This is a genomic window from Streptomyces sp. NPDC031225, assembly GCF_055570355.1.
On the sequence record NZ_JBVIHJ010000028.1, the window covers coordinates 107,875 to 124,463 of the forward strand.

11 protein-coding genes, 1 tRNA gene, 1 other RNA gene and 3 pseudogenes are annotated in these 16,589 nt (G+C 70.1%); 5 read left to right on the forward strand and 11 right to left on the reverse strand.

What is annotated here, in order from left to right; genetic code table 11:
* Nucleotides 1-219: 219 nt before the first annotated feature.
* From purD to ffs, 3 genes are all read right to left on the reverse strand, one after another.
* Nucleotides 220-1,473 (reverse strand): phosphoribosylamine--glycine ligase, encoded by a 1,254-nt coding sequence (purD, locus tag ACZ48Z_RS36855; RefSeq protein WP_468740265.1) that lies wholly within the window; start codon nucleotides 1,471-1,473, stop codon nucleotides 220-222.
* A gap of 185 nt (nucleotides 1,474-1,658) precedes the next feature.
* Complete coding sequence (locus ACZ48Z_RS36860; RefSeq protein WP_468740266.1) at nucleotides 1,659-4,115, reverse strand: DNA polymerase III subunit gamma and tau; 2,457 nt, start codon at nucleotides 4,113-4,115, stop codon at nucleotides 1,659-1,661.
* A 62-nt stretch (nucleotides 4,116-4,177) separates the two neighbouring features.
* An RNA gene (gene ffs / locus ACZ48Z_RS36865) (signal recognition particle sRNA small type) lies at nucleotides 4,178-4,276 on the reverse strand.
* 72 nt (nucleotides 4,277-4,348) lie between these two features.
* Between ffs and ACZ48Z_RS36870 the strand changes: the two genes are divergently transcribed.
* Nucleotides 4,349-4,436: transfer RNA gene (locus ACZ48Z_RS36870), tRNA-Ser, on the forward strand.
* A gap of 62 nt (nucleotides 4,437-4,498) precedes the next feature.
* Here the strand turns inward: ACZ48Z_RS36870 and ACZ48Z_RS36875 are convergent.
* The 4 genes and pseudogenes from ACZ48Z_RS36875 to ACZ48Z_RS36890 all read right to left on the reverse strand — a co-directional run.
* A pseudogene (locus ACZ48Z_RS36875) lies at nucleotides 4,499-4,786 on the reverse strand (site-specific integrase); the annotation flags it as partial.
* Nucleotides 4,782-5,417, reverse strand: a complete 636-nt coding sequence (locus tag ACZ48Z_RS36880) for a hypothetical protein (protein ID WP_468740267.1) — start codon at nucleotides 5,415-5,417, stop codon at nucleotides 4,782-4,784. The pseudogene ACZ48Z_RS36875 and the gene ACZ48Z_RS36880, both read right to left, overlap by 5 nt.
* 385 nt (nucleotides 5,418-5,802) lie before the next feature.
* A complete protein-coding gene (locus tag ACZ48Z_RS36885) occupies nucleotides 5,803-6,063 on the reverse strand; it encodes a hypothetical protein (RefSeq protein WP_393844682.1) in 261 nt (86 codons plus the stop codon).
* Complete coding sequence (locus tag ACZ48Z_RS36890; RefSeq protein ID WP_468740268.1) at nucleotides 6,060-6,779, reverse strand: hypothetical protein; 720 nt, start codon at nucleotides 6,777-6,779, stop codon at nucleotides 6,060-6,062. The genes ACZ48Z_RS36885 and ACZ48Z_RS36890 overlap by 4 nt, the downstream gene beginning before the upstream one ends.
* Nucleotides 6,780-7,013: 234 nt before the next feature.
* Between ACZ48Z_RS36890 and ACZ48Z_RS36895 the strand changes: the two genes are divergently transcribed.
* Nucleotides 7,014-7,292 carry a ribbon-helix-helix domain-containing protein gene (locus ACZ48Z_RS36895; RefSeq protein WP_468740269.1) on the forward strand — a complete coding sequence of 93 codons (279 nt, stop codon included), beginning with the start codon at nucleotides 7,014-7,016 and terminating at the stop codon, nucleotides 7,290-7,292.
* On the forward strand, nucleotides 7,289-7,714 hold the full coding sequence (locus tag ACZ48Z_RS36900; protein WP_468740270.1) for a PIN domain-containing protein: 426 nt from the start codon (nucleotides 7,289-7,291) through the stop codon (nucleotides 7,712-7,714). The genes ACZ48Z_RS36895 and ACZ48Z_RS36900 overlap by 4 nt, the downstream gene beginning before the upstream one ends.
* Before the next feature lie 244 nt (nucleotides 7,715-7,958).
* On the opposite strand, the pseudogene ACZ48Z_RS36905 reads toward ACZ48Z_RS36900, so the two are convergent.
* Nucleotides 7,959-8,113, reverse strand: a pseudogene (locus ACZ48Z_RS36905) (DUF4287 domain-containing protein); the annotation flags it as partial.
* 213 nt (nucleotides 8,114-8,326) lie between these two features.
* Here ACZ48Z_RS36905 and ACZ48Z_RS36910 point away from each other — a divergent pair.
* Nucleotides 8,327-12,280 carry a hypothetical protein gene (locus ACZ48Z_RS36910; protein ID WP_468740271.1) on the forward strand — a complete coding sequence of 1,318 codons (3,954 nt, stop codon included), beginning with the start codon at nucleotides 8,327-8,329 and terminating at the stop codon, nucleotides 12,278-12,280.
* A 960-nt stretch (nucleotides 12,281-13,240) separates the two neighbouring features.
* On the opposite strand, the gene ACZ48Z_RS36915 is transcribed toward ACZ48Z_RS36910, so the two are convergent.
* The gene (locus ACZ48Z_RS36915) at nucleotides 13,241-14,212 is read right to left on the reverse strand and encodes an SMP-30/gluconolactonase/LRE family protein (RefSeq protein ID WP_468740272.1); all 972 of its coding nucleotides are present in this window, start codon (nucleotides 14,210-14,212) and stop codon (nucleotides 13,241-13,243) included.
* A 95-nt stretch (nucleotides 14,213-14,307) separates the two neighbouring features.
* Nucleotides 14,308-15,201, reverse strand: a complete 894-nt coding sequence (locus ACZ48Z_RS36920) for a helix-turn-helix domain-containing protein (protein WP_468740273.1) — start codon at nucleotides 15,199-15,201, stop codon at nucleotides 14,308-14,310.
* 124 nt (nucleotides 15,202-15,325) lie between these two features.
* On the opposite strand from ACZ48Z_RS36920, the pseudogene ACZ48Z_RS36925 reads away from it, so the two are divergent.
* Nucleotides 15,326-15,474, forward strand: a pseudogene (locus ACZ48Z_RS36925) (glyoxalase/bleomycin resistance/dioxygenase family protein); the annotation flags it as partial.
* 330 nt (nucleotides 15,475-15,804) lie between these two features.
* Here ACZ48Z_RS36925 and ACZ48Z_RS36930 read toward each other — a convergent pair.
* On the reverse strand, nucleotides 15,805-16,584 hold the full coding sequence (locus tag ACZ48Z_RS36930) for an SDR family NAD(P)-dependent oxidoreductase (RefSeq protein WP_468740274.1): 780 nt from the start codon (nucleotides 16,582-16,584) through the stop codon (nucleotides 15,805-15,807).
* Nucleotides 16,585-16,589 lie beyond the last annotated feature (5 nt).

Below are 16,589 nucleotides of genomic sequence, written 5' to 3' on the forward strand. Positions count from 1 at the left end.
GACATCGCAATGCCGGTGGGCCAAGTGCCGGACCGCTTGCGCCGCACCCTAGTTGGGCCCCGAGCCCCCGTCAGCCGTATGGAGGCCCGGTCACTCGATGGAATGGCTTTGGGGAAAGGTGGATGACGTACAGCAACGATCAGGCCCCAAATCCTGAGACGGATCCGGGGCCTGCGGGGTTCACTGTTTGCTGTGGTTTCCTCTTTTTCGCCGGATTTCTCAGGCTTCTGAGGCCGCCTTCGCCGCGATGTCCGTCCGGTACTGGGAACCGTCCAACCGGATACGGGCCACCGCCCGGTACGCGCGCTCGCGGGCCTGGTTCAGGTCCTGGCCGGAGGCCGTGACCGACAGGACCCGGCCACCCGCGCTGACGACGGCGTCGCCGTCCCGCTTGGTGCCGGCGTGCAGGACGTACGCGTGCGGGGCGTCCTGTTCGGCCACCTCGTCGAGACCGGTGATCGGGTCGCCGGTGCGCGGGGTGCCGGGGTAGTTGTGCGAGGCGACGACCACGGTGACCGCGGCGTCCTCGCTCCAGCGCAGGGGTGCCAGGTCGGCCAGGTTGCTGGTGGCCGCCGCGAGCAGGACGCCGGCCAGCGGCGTCTTGAGGCGGGCCAGGACGACCTGGGTCTCGGGGTCGCCGAAACGGGCGTTGAACTCGATGACCCGGACGCCTCGGGAAGTGATCGCGAGACCGGCGTACAGCAGGCCGGAGAAGGGCGTGCCGCGGCGGCGCATCTCGTCGACCGTCGGCTGAAGGACCGTCTGCAGAACCTCGTCCACCAGCTTGGGATCGGCCCAGGGCAGCGGGGAGTACGCGCCCATGCCGCCGGTGTTCGGGCCCTCGTCGCCGTCGAGCGCGCGCTTGAAGTCCTGCGCGGGCTGGAGGGGCAGCACCGTGTCACCGTCGGTGATGGCGAAGAGGGAGACCTCGGGGCCGTCGAGGAACTCCTCGATGACGACCCGCTCGCAGGAGTTCGCGTGCGCCGCCGCGGCCTCGATGTCGCTGGTCACGACCACGCCCTTGCCCGCGGCGAGACCGTCGTCCTTGACGACGTACGGGGCGCCGAAGGCGTCGAGGGCCTCGGCGACCTCCTCGGGGGTCGTACAGACGTAGGAACGGGCGGTCGGGACCTCGGCCGCGGCCATGACGTCTTTGGCGAAGGCCTTCGAGCCCTCGAGCTGCGCGGCCTCCCCCGACGGGCCGAAGACCGGGATGCCCGCCTCGCGCACGGCGTCGGCGACCCCCGCGACGAGCGGGGCCTCGGGGCCTACGACGACCAGGTCGGCGCCGAGTCGCTGCGCGAGCGCGGACACGGCATCGCCGTCGAGAGCATCGACCGGGTGCAGCTCGGCGACCTCGGCGATGCCGGCGTTGCCGGGAGCGCAGTGCACGGCGCTGACGTCGGGGTCGAGGGACAGGGAGCGGCACAGGGCGTGTTCGCGGGCACCGGTACCGATGACGAGGACGTTCACGGGGTCAGCCTAACGGGGTTTTTGTGGAGGGCTCCCAAGGGGTGGAGGGAGCTGGACCGTAGGTTCCTCCAAGGCGAGGCCTACTGCTCGCTTCTCCGAGGGCTGCTCCTGTGCCCGCCGGCCTACACCCCTCTCCGTTTCTCTTCGCCCGTCCCCCTCGCCGTCCTCTGCTCGCCCACTCTCGTCTACTCGTTCGTGAACTCCTCGACGACCGTCGCCCCGAGCTCTCGCACGATCAGTTCGCGCCCGGAGAGGGCCGACTCGTTGAGGTCGGGGTCGTCGTCCTCGGGGATGTCGTCCTCGATGGAGACCGGCGGGGGTTCCGGTGCGGAGGGGCGGGGGGCCGGGGACGGCGTGGGGGAGGGTCCTGACGCGGGCCGGTCCGGGGTGGTCGTCGGCTGGGGGGACGGCGAGGCCTGGGGGGCGGGGGCGCCGTAGCCACCCGTGTTTCCGCTGCCGCCTCCGCCGTAGCCACCGCCGCCGCCGCTGTTGAAGCCGCCGGACACGGGGGGTGCCGCGCCTCCGCCCGACGAGTCGACGAGCGCCTCGATCTTCCACTGGACGCTGAACTGCTCGGCGAGCGCCTGGCGCAGCACCTCCTCGCTGCCACTGCTCGCGAAGTTGTCGCGGGCTCCGGCGTTGACGAAGCCGATCTGCAGTGTGGTGCCGTCGAAGCCTGTCACCTGGGCGTTCTGGCTGAGCAGGATCCAGGTGAAGCGGCGGCGGTTCTTGACCGCTTCCAGGATGTTGGGCCAGAGCTGGCGGGGGTCGAGGCCGCCGGCCGGGGGAGCGTAGGCGCCCGGTCCGGGGCCCGGGGCGGAGGCCGCGGAGGTGGCCTGGGCCGGTGCCGGAGTGGCCGCGGGTCGCTGCGATGCCGCCGAGGGCTGGGCGCCGCCGCCCGCTGAGGCCGGGGTGGGCCAGCCACCGGGCCGACGACCGCCACCGGCGGAAGCGGCGGTGGGCCAGGCGCCGGGGGCGGGGGTCGGGTCCGGGGCGGAGGTCGGGTCCGGGGCGGCAGCAGGGGGCGAGACCGGGGCAGGGGGCGTGACGGGGTCAGCAGGTGTGGCGGGGCTGGCGGGAGTGCCCGGGCCGGCGGACGTGGCTGGGCCGGCGGACGTGGCTGGGCCGGCGGACGTGGCTGGGTCAGTGGGGGGCGCCGAGTCCGCCGTAGCGCCGGGGGGGAAGCCGCCGGTGCCGACTGCTCCGCCAGGAAGCCCGCCCCCGGGGGTGCCGCCGCCGGCAGGCGTGCCCGTGCCCGCGGCCCGTACCGCCGCGCGGGCTGCGGCCGGTCCGCCGCCGGGTGGGACCGCAGCCGGAGCCGGGTCGGGAGCCGCCGACAGTGATGGTGGCGCGGATGGTTGCGATGGCGGGGCGTAGGCCGTCGGGGCACCGGGGGCCGCCCCCGCTCCCGCTCCCGCTCCCCCGTGAGCCTCCGGTCCGGGGACGTATCCCATAGCGGGGGCGCCACCGCCGGGCGAGAAGTTCACGCCCCGCTCGATGCGGTCGAGGCGGGCCATGAGGGAGCGCTGATCGCCGTACGCCGCCGGGAGCAGCACGCGCGCGCAGATGAGTTCGAGCTGGAGGCGGGGCGAGTTGGCGCCGCGCATCTCGGTCAGGCCTTCGTTGACGAGGTCGGCGGCACGGCTGAGTTCGGCTGCGCCGAAGGTGCCGGCCTGGGCCTGCATCCGCTCTATGGCGTCGGCGGGGGCGTCGATGAGGCCCTTTTCGGCGGCGTCCGGTACGGCGGCGAGGATCACGAGGTCGCGCAGTCGCTCCAGCAGGTCGGCGACGAAGCGGCGCGGGTCGTTGCCGCCCTCGATGATGCGGTCGACGACCTCGAACGCGGCGGCGCCGTCACCGGTGGCGAAGGACTCGACGACGGAGTCGAGGAGGGAGCCGTCGGTGTAGCCGAGGAGGGAGGTGGCCATGGCATAGGTCACACCGTCCTCCCGCGCTGCGGCGAGCAACTGGTCCATGACGGACATGGAGTCACGCACGGAACCCTGTCCCGCCCGCACGACGAGAGGCAGGACACCGTCCGCGACGGGGATGTTCTCCTTGCCGCACACCTCGCCGAGGTACTCCCGCAGAGTGCCGGGCGGCACGAGGCGGAAGGGGTAGTGATGGGTCCGGGACCGGATCGTCCCGATGACCTTCTCGGGTTCGGTGGTGGCGAAGATGAACTTGAGGTGCTCCGGGGGCTCCTCAACGACCTTCAGCAGCGCGTTGAACCCGGCCGACGTGACCATGTGGGCCTCGTCGATGATGTAGATCTTGTAACGGCTGCTCGCGGGCCCGAAGAAAGCCTTCTCGCGCAGCTCACGGGCGTCGTCCACGCCACCGTGGGAAGCGGCGTCGATCTCGATGACGTCGATGGATCCGGGACCGTTGCGCGCGAGGTCGCGACAGGACAGGCACTCACCGCACGGGGTCGGCGTGGGTCCCTGCTCGCAGTTCAGGCACCTGGCCAGGATCCGCGCGCTGGTCGTCTTCCCGCATCCGCGCGGCCCGCTGAACAGGTACGCGTGATTGACCCGGTTGTTCCGCAGCGCCTGCTGCAACGGGTCGGTGACATGCTCCTGCCCGATGACCTCGGCGAAGGACTCCGGGCGGTAGCGGCGGTACAACGCGAGAGACGACACGCATACGAGGTTATAGGCGCCCACTGACAACCCGGCCCCTGTGCGCTCCGCCAGCCCCCGGGAACGCGAGCGCCCCCCACGCACCCGCCAGAGCCAACCTACCCTTGCTGCCTTCCGGCCCTGGGGGAGTTCAGTCAGATAGCGCCGCGTGAGGGGCTGCCCAAACAGTACCCGATGGCAGGGGTCGGGAACGAGTTCGCGAGCACTCCTCAACGTCTTGTATTGTTTGCCGCGGAGGATTCGCCTAGTGGCCTAGGGCGCACGCTTGGAAAGCGTGTTGGGGGCAACCCCTCACGAGTTCGAATCTCGTATCCTCCGCCAGTGCCTCACCGGGCACGATGTCGAAGGGCCCCACCGTTCGCGGTGGGGCCCTTCGACGGTTCTCAGCCCTCGTTGTCCTGGTTTTTGTCCACAGCGGGTGTCTCGGGGGTTCCCGAGATGGCTTCGGCGATCCTCCGGGCGACGTCCTCGAGGATGGCGTCCGGCACATGGAGGTACGAAGCCCGCATGCTTATGGACGTGCCCGGCTCCCACCCCATGATCTGATCAATGACGCGGGCCGGGACACCGAGTAGCATGAGCACGGTGGCGGCCGTGTGTCGGGCGTCACGCAGCCGCCCGTTCCGGCCCCCCGCGTCTTCCAGCAGGCGCTTCCAGTAGTGATAGTCACTCCTCCGCCAGTGCCTCACCGGGCACGATTCCGGAGAGGCCCACCGCGAGGTGGAACCCTTCGATGCGCGGTTGGCGGGGCGGCCGAACAGCCACCGAACGGTTGCCGTCATTCCAGATGTAGACACCGCTGGTACCTGCGCCGTACCAACTCTCCGGCCCGACCGCGGCCGTGAGAGACGGGTACTCGCTGATGTAATCCCAAACCTCGGCCGGGTCCACCTGCCTGTACGGCTGGTTGAACACCAGAGCGGGCCTGCCGGTGGTCCGCGAAAGCCACGTGGTCGTGTGGTCGTAGAACCCCGGCCTGCCTTGGCATTCCCTCTTGGCGCAGCGGCCCCTGTCGAGCCAGTGGAGTCCGGACGAACACCCCGTGTTGCCACTCTTGAGGTCGTGCCGGTCCGCCCAGCCCAACAGGTCCGCGCGCATCTGGACGTAGATGTTCGGGCCGTAGGGCCAGCGCACGCCGTCGGCGTCACGGTTTAGCACGCCCCGGGCGTGGTCATCCAGTGAGCTGATCAGTTCCTTCTGATCGGTGCTCTGGCAGCGCCGGCACCACCACTTCGCTTCTCCGATCCCGGAGCCGAAGAACAACCCCTGCCGGGATCGTCCGCATCCCTCGCAGTCGTACATGATCTTGCTCCTTCGCTTCTCGTCGGACCCGATTCGGTGCAGTGGGGAACGGATCAGGCGGTTCCCTCCCTGCAGAGGAGAAGAGAACCGCTTCTGACCTGCTCCCTGAGTCCCCACGAACGCCCCGGACGGCCACGCGGTGTCGGCAGGGCAGTCACCGGACACCGCGGCCCCGGCAAGACGTTCCTGTTGGACGTCACCATCCGCGCTATTGGGGGTTTTCGTGCGACCGAAGCCGCCGACGCGGAGCCGCTCGACGGATCAGCAGCGCACCGACCATCCGCATGCGCCCTACCAACCCGTTCCATGCCGACGTCACCCGGAGGGTGGGACGTTCGCGCGACCTGCCCTCCGATGTCGCACTCGGCCCGGCGGCGGCCAGCCCTCAGTCCCATCTCCTCGCGAACTCGGCTCCGGCCAGCAGGTCGACGATCCGCACGATCGGATCATCGAGCCCCATGGCCACCAACACATCGGCGGGAAGGACTACGTACTTCCCCTTCTCCTTCGTGACACGGCAGGGGAAGCGGCCCGCCCTCACCAGTCCGCACGCCTTCGCTGCGTCGACTCCAAGGAGATCTGCCACCTTGCGGAGGGGCATTGGCTCGCCCAGCCACTGCGACAGTCGCCTTGCGCTCGGGTTCACTCGGCTTCCTTCTGCAGTCCGTCGAGTTCGTCGGACTCACCCCCGGGCACCTGCCCCGAACCCGAGGCGAGGAATGCGGCCAAGAGCCCGAGGCGGTGCAAGGTAGCGCCCATGCGTTCGCCGCTGATGCGCTCCCCCAGCAAAGAGTCCACCTCACCGACGGCCTGGATGTCCGACTCGTTGCGGATGGGCGAGTAGTCGTCGTCAAGGCGGCTCGCACGGTCGACAAGGCTGTGCGGATCTGTCGTACGCTCGGCTGGATCAGACCGCTCCACCGCCCAGCCGGCGGCATTGGCAGCCCGGATGACCTCATCACGGACGTCGTCGGCTTCAGCGGCCAGTGCCAGCCCGTACAACGCGCCGACGAGCATGGCTGACCTCACCTCTGCGACATCGACGCAGAGCCTCCTTGAGACTCTCGCGGCCGACTTCCGCAGGTAGGGGATGATGAAGTACAACGCGAGCAACTGGCCACGCTGAGCCAAGTTCGGCACGTCGCTTCGAGCATCGCGCCCCACGCACCGCCACAGCGCATCCCGCACAGCAGCATCAGTGGCATCCCGTGCCGCCGCTTCCTTCGCCTCCGAGAGCGTGAGGTGCTCGCCGACCGAACATCTCTCCCCCGGTACATGTGGACAGACCAACTGTCCACCGAGCAGCTGCGGAACCTTTAGCTCGATCGACCTGAAGACGTCTGCCGAAGGCAGCAGGGACATGGACTCTCCTCCTGTCGTTCCGTCAACGGCAGGAGGCTCACCACCGTGAAGGACAACCATCCTCATCCGAGGCAGCATGCGCTGATGAGAGTGAACGGCACGCGGTGGCCGAGTGAAGCGGTACGAGTCGGCGATCACGCATGGGCAGGGCTCACGGATTGGCCATTGGCCTCCTTGCCCTACGGGTCACGGCAATCTGGTAAGGGCATTCACACCAAGAGTATGGTGACTTGTATGGCAACCAAGAAAGTAACGGTGACGATCCCCGAAGATCTCCTGGACGAGATCCGCGCCGAGGCGGCTGAGCGGGGACTTTCGGCGTACGTCGCCGAAGCATTGCGATTCAAGCGCGATCGGGACCGACTGCTGGAACTGGTCGACTGGCTGCAGGAGGAACACGGCGCGGTCACCGAGGACGAGCGCGCGGCAGCACTCTCGGAGCTGGAAGATCTCGACGCCGAGCACCAGCGTCGCCTCACCGCCGGAGGACACAACGCCGGAGAGGCCGCGTGACCAAGCGAGCCGGTGAGCACGGGCAGCGGCCACTGCGCGCCTTCGTACTCGACTGCGAAGCCCTGTCCCTGGCCGTGCGTGGCGACCGGAAGATGATCGCCTGGCTCGATCTCGCAGCACGAGGCGAAGCCGAAGTGGTCACGTCGCCCATGACGCTGGTGGAGGCGTACGACGGCAGAACCACCGAGCAGCGCTGGGACTGGGTGCTCTCCCGGCTCAAGGTCGCCGACATCGGTAAGGACGAGGCCCGCCAGGCCCGGCGCCTCCTGGCTGACGCCAAGCTGCACGGCCACAAGTACGCCATCGACGCCGTGCTCGCTGTCATCGCACGCCAGCAGAGGGGCCAGGTCACCGTCTTCACCTCGGACGTGGACGACCTGGAGAAGCTCCTCCCGGACACCATCGTCGTCAAGCAGGTATGACCCGGCGCCCTGGTCTCATTTCTGGTCTCATTCACCCCCGTCCAGCGCCGTCCGTCACCTGCCCCCAGCCCTACTCCACCGCAGGTCATGACGGCCCCGAGCGCCATCGAACCTGCAGACGAACATTTGGAAAGCGTGTTGGGGGCAACCCCTCACGAGTTCGAATCTCGTATCCTCCGCCATTGCTCTCACCGGGCAATACGTCGAAGGGCCCCACCGCTTGCGGTGGGGCCCTTCGACGTTTGGCGTGGCCGTAGCCCAGGCCGTGTTCCGTCTTGAGCCAGGTGACCAGTCCATGTGCTCGGTCAGGGGCGAGGCGCGGATGAGGTCCTTCCACTCCGCGATCGGTCGGCCGTACTTCTTCTCGATCGAGGGGAAGTAGCTCGCGGGGCCCTTCACTGGTTCGGCCGTGGCTGCGTTTCCGTTCGTCTGCGGCGTGGTGGTGCTGCCTGTACGACCTGGACCGAGGCGCGAATACATCGGTCGGGAAGGCGTGATCCACGCCACAGTAAGGATCGAACGTCTGTCCTTGCCCCTCGTTAGAATTCGCTCGCCCCAAGAGCCCTCGTGAGCACCACAGGGACGGGGCCTGCGCTTTCCAGGGGGGAACGCATGCTTCACACGTCCATCAGGGAACAACGCCGAAGACGACACGCGTCCAGGGGGGCCACTTCGCTTCTCGCGCTGATCGTCGCCGTCCTGGCCTCGTTCACCGCACAGACCGGCACGGCTTCCGCCGTGGCCGTGCCGACCCCGAAGACCACGGCCGCGGCCTCCGGGCCCGCGACACCGAAGTCACCGAAGTCACCGGAGAAGAAGGCGGCTCCCGAGGCGCTGCACGCCACCGCCGCGCGCGAGATCGGCCGTAGCGACGCGGCCGACACCTGCTCCGGGGCGATTGAGTCGGGAACGGTCTACACCTGCTCCGCCGGGCCCGAGGGCGGCGCGAGCTTCACCTTCGCCCTGCCGAACCCCGACGACCTGGTGTTCCTCCAGGTCGTCTCCACCGATGACCAGCCCCAGTACCCGACGCTCACCGCACCGGACGGTTCGACGGTCACCTGCGACCGGCCCGACGGCGCGTACGGGGCGGCACGGTGTCCGACGAGCCGGGCCGGTACGTACACCGTGCAGGCCGGGGCCGCGCCGAGTGGCTTCTCGGTGTCGTACACGGCTCTGCTGTCCGGCACTTCCTGCACCGCGGTCTCCAAGGACGACACCGCCCTCGGGGCGCCGAAGTCCCTCGCCGACACGCTTACCGCCGGGTCCGCCGGCCACTGCTTCGGCCTGCCGTCCGCCGCCGGGGACGTTCTGCGGAGCCATCTGTCCGCGTGGCAGGTGACCGGGACCGTCTACGACGCCACCGGCACGGAGGTCTGCACGACCCGTGAGAACAACGCCACGGACTTCGACTGCACCCTCAAGGGCAACGCACCGTTCCGTGTGCTGACGAACCAGTCGTACGCGGCGAGCATGGACTACAGCCTCACGTCGGCCCGCCTCTCCGCTCCCGCCGGCTGCCCCACCGTCCAGCCGCTGGCCTACGGCACGGTCCCGGACGCCACGTCCACCGCGCGCTGCCGCGTCCTGCACGTACCCGCCTCCGGGCCCTATCTCTTCGACACCGTCGGCGACAGCGTCTCCGGGAGCCTCTACGCCACCGACGGCACGTCCCGCTGCACCCCCACGCTGCTCGCCCCCTGCACCCTGACCGAAGGTGATTACACCTGGGCGCGCGACGGGCGCAGCAGCGCCCCGGCCGCCTTCGGGGTCCGGCTGTACGCGACGAACCTGACGCAGGGCTGCACCGCCGTACGCGACGACGGCTTCGCCTCCGGCGCGGTGAAGGGTGCCTTCGGCGGACCGGGCGAGCAGCAGTGTCTGTCCCTCCCGACGGCCACCGGCCACGGCCTCTACCTGATCGACCGGACACCGGACGGCGGAGTCAACCCGAGCTACCGAGTGTTCGACGCCAAGGGCATCGCGCAGTGCGACAACGACGACTCCCCGGTGATCTGCAAGCTGACCGGGACCGCCCCGTTCCACGCGGTGCTCTCGGGCTCCGCCGCAGGTGAGTACCAGCTCGCCGTCCAGGACACCGGGAAGACCGCGGGCTGCACGGCCTGGCCGCAGTCGGCGTTCGACGGCACCTGGGGCGTGTCGGTTCCGCTCACCAGCACGACCCAGGCCGTGTGCCTGGGCATCGCCGCCGACCAGCACTCCACCGCCGAGATGTTCGACTACACGAACAACACCAACAAGGTCAACGCCGCGGTGCGGGTGTTCGACGGCGCCGGCAACGAGCTGTGCACCACTGTCGGCGGTTCCACGACCACCTGCCGGTTCACGGCCGGTGTCGGCTACACGGCCCTGCTGACGGGCACCGGCGCCTCGGACACGTACAAGCTGGTCCGCCGGGACATCTCTTCGACGGCGAAGTGCGCCGCTCCGGCCTCGCTCACCGTCGGTGGAGCCTCCACATCCTTCACCCTCGACTCCGCACTGGACAGCCGGTGTCTGCGTGTCACTGCAGCGGCCACGGACAAGCTCTGGATGTCCGCGCGGACCCCGACGGCCGCCCGGAACACGGGCGTGGTGCTGAAGGTGGTCGACGCCTCGGGCACGAGCGTGTGCCGGCAGTGGGGCGTCTCCTGCCGCGTCACCGGCTCGACCTCGTACATCGTCATCATCCTGGCCTCGGGGTACGACGAGACCCCCATTTCCGCACACGTCGACACCTGGCGCGTCGGCACCGCCTCGGGCTGGGCCCCGGAGTGCACGGCGAACAAGGTGTCCCCGCAGGGCTTTTCCGTGCGGAGCGGCACGTTCACCGAGTCCGCAACCGCGTACTGCGCCGTGATCCCCATGCAGCCGTCGCAGCGCTTCCAGGTGTACGGCACCCAGAGCAGCAGCACGGGCACCCCGTGGGTGAGCCTGCTGAGCACCACCCGCTTCGCCGGCGCGAGCGCCGACTACTCCTACCAGTGCAACGGTGACAACGCCGGTGTCTTCAGCTACTCCTGCCTCACCACCTCCAGCGCCTCCGCGGGCGACTACCTGATGCTGGTGAGCCCGTACCAGGCGGACACTCCGGTCGAGTACTCCATGCAGGGTGTCTGCAAGAGCGGCTGCACCACTCAGCCGAAGTCGGCCGACGTCACCTCGTTGGGCCCGACGAGCGGACCTGCCGGGACGTCCAACCAGGTTGTGCTGCACGGCGCGAACCTGACCCTCGGCACCCAGGTGGAACTCCGGTCCGGGGACGACTCCCGCACCGCCGAGCCGGTCTCCGTCAGCGCCGATGGCACCACGCTCACCGTGCGGCTCGGTACGTACGACCTCCCTCCGGGCGCGTACGACCTGGTGATCGACAGCGTCGGGTACACATCCGGCATCCCGTCACCCGGCTACCTCCCGGGCGCCTACACCGTCACCGCCGCACCGGCGGCGACCCACAACCGCCTCGTCCCGGTCTCGCCGACGCGCTTCCTGGACACCCGCAACGGCACCGGCGCCCCCAGGGCACGGGTCGGCGCGGGCGGAATCGTCGAGCTCAAGGTCGCCGGGACGCACGGTATCCCCGCCACCGGGGTCACCGCGGTCGTCATGAACGTCACCGCCGTCCGGCCCACCGGCAACGGCCACGTCGACGTGTACCCCGCCGGTCAGCCGCTGCCGACCGTCTCCAGCGTCAACTACACGGCGCCGCAGACCATCGCCAACCTGGTGACGGTTCCCGTACGGAACGGATCGGTGGACCTGCGCAACAGTGCGGGCTCCGTCGACCTCCTCGCCGACGTCACGGGCTACTACGCGGAGGGGAGTTCAGGTTCGGCCTTGACGCCGGTCTCGCCGACGCGCTTCCTGGACACCCGCAACGGCACCGGCGCCCCCAAGGCGCGGATCGGCGCGGGCGGAATCGTCGAGCTCAAGGTCGCCGGGACGCACGGTATCCCCGCCACCGGGGTCACCGCCGTCGTCATGAACGTCACCGCCGTCCGGCCCACCACCGGGGGCTACATCACCGTGTACCCCGACGGCCAGTCGCTGCCGGCCGTATCCAACATCAACTTTCCCGCCGGCCGGACGATCCCCAACATGGTCGTCGTCCCGGTCGTGAACGGTTCGGTGGACCTGCGCAACAGTGCGGGCTCCGTCGACCTACTCGCCGATGTCACGGGATACTTCTCCGCCACCGGTTCGACCTTCACCCCGGCGGGCCCGCTGCGGCTACTGGACACACGCAGCGGACTGGGTGCCCGGCCCGGAGCCGTCGCCCCGGGCGGTCTGGTCAGCCTCCCGGTCACCGGTACGGCCGGCGTCCCCTCCTCCGGGGTCACGGCAGTGGTGCTCAACGTGACGGTCACGGCGCCTTCGGCCGGGGGATATCTGACGGTCCACCCGCACGGTCTGCCGGAGCCCAGGGTCTCGAACCTCAACTTCGGCGCAGGGCAGACTATTTCCAACATGGTCGTGGTGCCGGTGGTTGACGGACGGGTCACCTTCGCCAACCACACCGGTTCGGTCCAGGTCATCGCCGACCTGGCCGGGTACTACAGCAGCTGACCACCAGGTCGGGGGCGGGGCTCGCACCGCCCCCGACCGCTCCCTGTACACACCGAAACTGCCGCGCGCTCCGGCGAACGTCGGCCGGGCTGCGGTGTGCTCTCTGCTCGTGCGCTGATCCGGCGGGCGAGTGCGAGCGGGCCCACTGCGGCGAGGGCGCCCGCGGCGAGTGCCGTCCACCCTGAAGGCGCCCTGGTAGCGGCCGCGGGCGTGGACCGGGGCGAGGCCGGCGACGACCGAGGCGGCGATGCCGGCCGCGGAGTCCTCGCCCAGCGACCGGACGACCACCGACACCGCGAAGCGCGGTAGGCGTCGGCCCCGCATCCGGAACGGATCATCCTCACCGAACCACTCCGCTTCCCGGCCGCGGCTTCTGGAACGTCTCCCGATAACACCGCCCCTGCGCGAGAACAGCCCCGACCATGGCCGCGAACGTATGCCGCGGCACCCCAGCCAGTCCGACATGCCCTTCTGCCGATCAAGCTCATGGAACGGGAGGCAATCGTCCCGCTTGCCGATGACTCGAATCGCCATCCTCGGCGGCCATGGAGATCGATTCCCCCCTCATCAAACACCCGCCTCCAGGCTCGGAGTCAACCTGCCAGGCAGCACGAAACGCGATGCGTCAAGTGGGGCCTGCCCAGGCAGAACGCGACCGTCTCTGGTCTCACTTCCGGTCTCATTCGCCCACGTTCAGGGCCGTTCAGAAGATCGCGTGCAAGGCGCTTCAGCGCAGTTCAGGACGTTCCTGATGTTCCGTGAACCTCTGGACGAAGACTTGGAAAGCGTGTTGGGGGCAACCCCTCACGAGTTCGAATCTCGTATCCTCCGCCAGTGCCTCACCGGGCACGATGTCGAAGGGCCCCGCTGTTCGCAGCGGGGCCCTTCGTCGGTTGCAGTCTCAACGTGATCCCGCGGCGCTCACCTCCCGGATGAGTGCGCGCCTTTGGGTGGCGCGGTCTAGTTGTGCAGGTGGGCGAGGATGAGGTTGGGGTCCTTGGCGGTGAGGTAGGCGGCGCTGAGGATGTAGACGGTGTCGCCGCGCAGGGCGATGGACGTGGGGTTCTGGAGGCCGTCGGCGTCGGTCAGGACGGTGGAGTGGGTGCCGTCGGGCTGAACGAGTGCGACCTGGCTGGGGCCGTTGAGGGCTGCCAGGATCCGGTCGCCGTGGCCGGTGAAGGTGAAGTCGTCGATGCCGGGCAGGCCGGTGGCCCGGGTCTGGACCTTGCCGGCGCGCCCGCTGCGGAGGACAGGGATGCGCAGGACGGTGCCCTTGTCGAGGTTGGTGGCCCACACCGCCCCGTTGTGGATCTTCAGGCCGTTGGCGCCGAGGAATCCCGTGGAGGCCAGTTCGGGGGCGGTGGACCAGGCGGTGGGGGTGCCGCCGGTGGTGGGCACGCTCCAGATGGTGCCGAGTACGGAGTCGGTGATGTACAGGGTGCGCGTGTGCGGGTCCAGAGCGAGGCCGTTGGGCAGGCCGCCGGCGGGCAGGGCGGCGATGCGCTGGGGTTCGCCGCCGGGGCGTATGCGCCACAGGCCGGTGAGGTCGGAGGTGCCGGTGGCGTAGAGGACGTACAGGGTGCCGTCGTGGGCGCGGACGATGCCCGTGGTCAGGGCGAAGCCGAGGACCGGGGTGTGGACGCCGCTGTCGGCCGGTGCGGGCAGGGTGGCCAGGATCCGGGTCGCTCCGGACCGGGTGAGGCGGGCGATCTGGCGGGCGGCGGCGAAGGTGACGTATGCGTCGCCGCCCGGGGCCAGCACGATGTTCTCCGGCGTCTGGCCCTTCGCCAGGTCGAAATGGGTCGCGATCCGCGCGTGGTCCAGCGGGGCCGGCGCGGCCGATGCCGGAGCCGGACTGATCACCGTGACGGCCGCGGCGGTCAGGGCGGCGGTCGTCGTCGCGGTCTTGGAGAGCTTCAGCTTCTTGAACATGGTTCCTTCACTGTTTTCGGGCATGCGGCAGCGCTACGCCGACGCACAGGGGTTGATGGCTTAGGCCGCGGGCGTCGGGTGCGTGGGGCGGCCGGTCAGCCGGTGCTGATCTGGGCTCCCGGGCGCACCGGGGTGGCCGCGGCGGTGACCTGGGCGAGGAGGGTCAGGGCGGTCTGCGAGGGCGAGCCGGCCGCTGCGGTGGCGACCACGGTGTGCGGGCCCGGCCCATGGCTCAGGGTCTGCTGGGTGACGGTCAGCGCACCGACCAGCGGGTGCCGCATCTCGTAGCAGGCGACCGTGCAGGCCTTGACCCGGTGGTCGGCCCACATCGAGGCGAAGTCCGTGTTCTTCGAGCTGAGTTCACCCACCAGCGCGTGGAGTGCGGCGTCGTCCGGGTACTGGCCGGCCACCAGGCGCAGACTCCCCACCACGGCCCTGGCTTTGCTCGGCCAGTCGGCGTAGAGATCCCGGGTGTGGGCGTCGATGAAGACCAGCCTGGCCATGTTGGGGCGGTCCGCCGGCCGGTCGACGGCAGCGGCATCCAGGTGCCCGGCGAACAGGGCATGGCCCAGCCGGTTCCATGCCAGAACGTCGCTGCGGCGGCCGACCACGATCGCGGGTACGTCCGCCAGTGCGTCGAGGAGTTGGCGGGTCGCCTCGTTCACGCGCTCGGGAGCGGGCCGGCCGCCCCGGCTGCGGCTGCGGTGCTCGGTCGACCGGGCCAGGGTGTGCAGGTGGAGGTGCTCGGACTCGTCCAGCCGCAGGGCCCGGGCTATCGCGTCCAAGACCTCCGTCGAGGCGTTGAGTGACTGTCCCTGTTCGAGCCGGGTGTAGTAGGAAGCGCTCACGCCGGCGAGTAGCGCCAGTTCCTCGCGCCGCAGGCCCGGTACGCGGCGCCGGTCCCCGTAGGTCGGCAACCCGACGTCCTCGGGGCGCAGTTGGGAGCGCCGCGTCTGCAGGAAGTCGCGGAGCCGCACGTTGGCGTTCATGGATCCGAGTATGGGCCGACCCGTGCGACGCAGCCTGTCCCTGCCGCGACTAGTCACCGGCCGGGCCAGCTCCCCGGTCTGGCACAGGTGTTGGACCAGCCGCCCCCAGGTCGTGCACGCCGACGAGGCCGGGCTCGTGACCTTCGAGGAGAACGACACCTCTTGCTGTCATGCCCTGCAGGGCGAAGCGTGGGTGATCGGCCGCGTCAGGAGCCGTCGAGGGTCTACGTCGTCAAGGCCGGCGCCGACCATCTCGGCAGGAGTGCCGCTCCGACCGGCGATGCCTGCTGCAGCTCGCACTCCGTCTTCGAGCCCGCCCGGCCGGACGTGCTCTCCGTGTCCGTCACTCACCGCTGTCCGCCGGCCGGCTCATGCCGTCGACGCGGGCCGGCCGGTCACCGTCGCGTACGTCGCCGCCCCGGGCAGCCGCTCCGGGCAGCCGTGCCGTGCGCGCCCTCAGCGAGATCGATTGCGAGCCGCCCGCCCTACCAGTACGCCTGGTGCCACCTGCGCGACGACGACCGCGCGTTCCCCGTCCCCCGCATCCACGGCATGACGTCCGCGCAGCCCCGCCCCACGCCAAGAGGCAGGCCCCGCGCGGCTTCAGTGCACCGACAGTCCCCCGTCCACGAAGATCGACTGGCCCGTGACGTAGGCCGACGCCCCGCTCGCCAGGAAGACCGCGGCGCCCGCGAAGTCGGCGGGGAGGCCGTTGCGGCCGGTCATGGTGCGGGCGGCGAGGGCCGCGACCTGGTCGGGGTCGGTGGCGAGGCGGGCGTTGAGCGGGGTCATCACGAAGCCCGGGACGAGGGTGTTGCAGGTGACGCCGTGCGGGGACCAGGCCTCGGCCTGGGAGCGGGCCAGGGACTCCAACCCGCCCTTGGAGACGCCGTAGGCGCCGCTCTGGACGAAGGCGCGGTGGGCCTGCTGGGAGGTGATGTGGATGATGCGGCCGAACCCGCGCTCGGCCATGCCGGGGCCGAACCGTCGGCCCAGAAGGAAGGGGGCCTCCAGGTTGACCGCAATCGTGGTGTCCCAGACGTCGTCGGTCAGCTCGGCCATCGGCGGACGCAGGTTGATCCCGGCCGAGTTGACGAGGATGTCCGGCTCGCCGAACCGACCGACGGCCGCCTCCGCCGCCGTACGGACGCCGTCCCTCGTGCTCAAGTCCCCGCTGACCCAGGCCGCCCGGCAGCCGTCGGCCGTCAACTCCTCGACCGTGCTGGTCAGTTCCGACTCTCCGCGGGCCACGATCACCACACTCGCCCCCGCCCGTGCCAACGCCCCCGCGATCGCCCGGCCGATGCCCGAACTCCCGCCGGTCACCAGTGCCACGCGGCCGTCCAGCGAGAAGAGTTCGGAGAGATACGCCTGCGAAGTCATGCCCG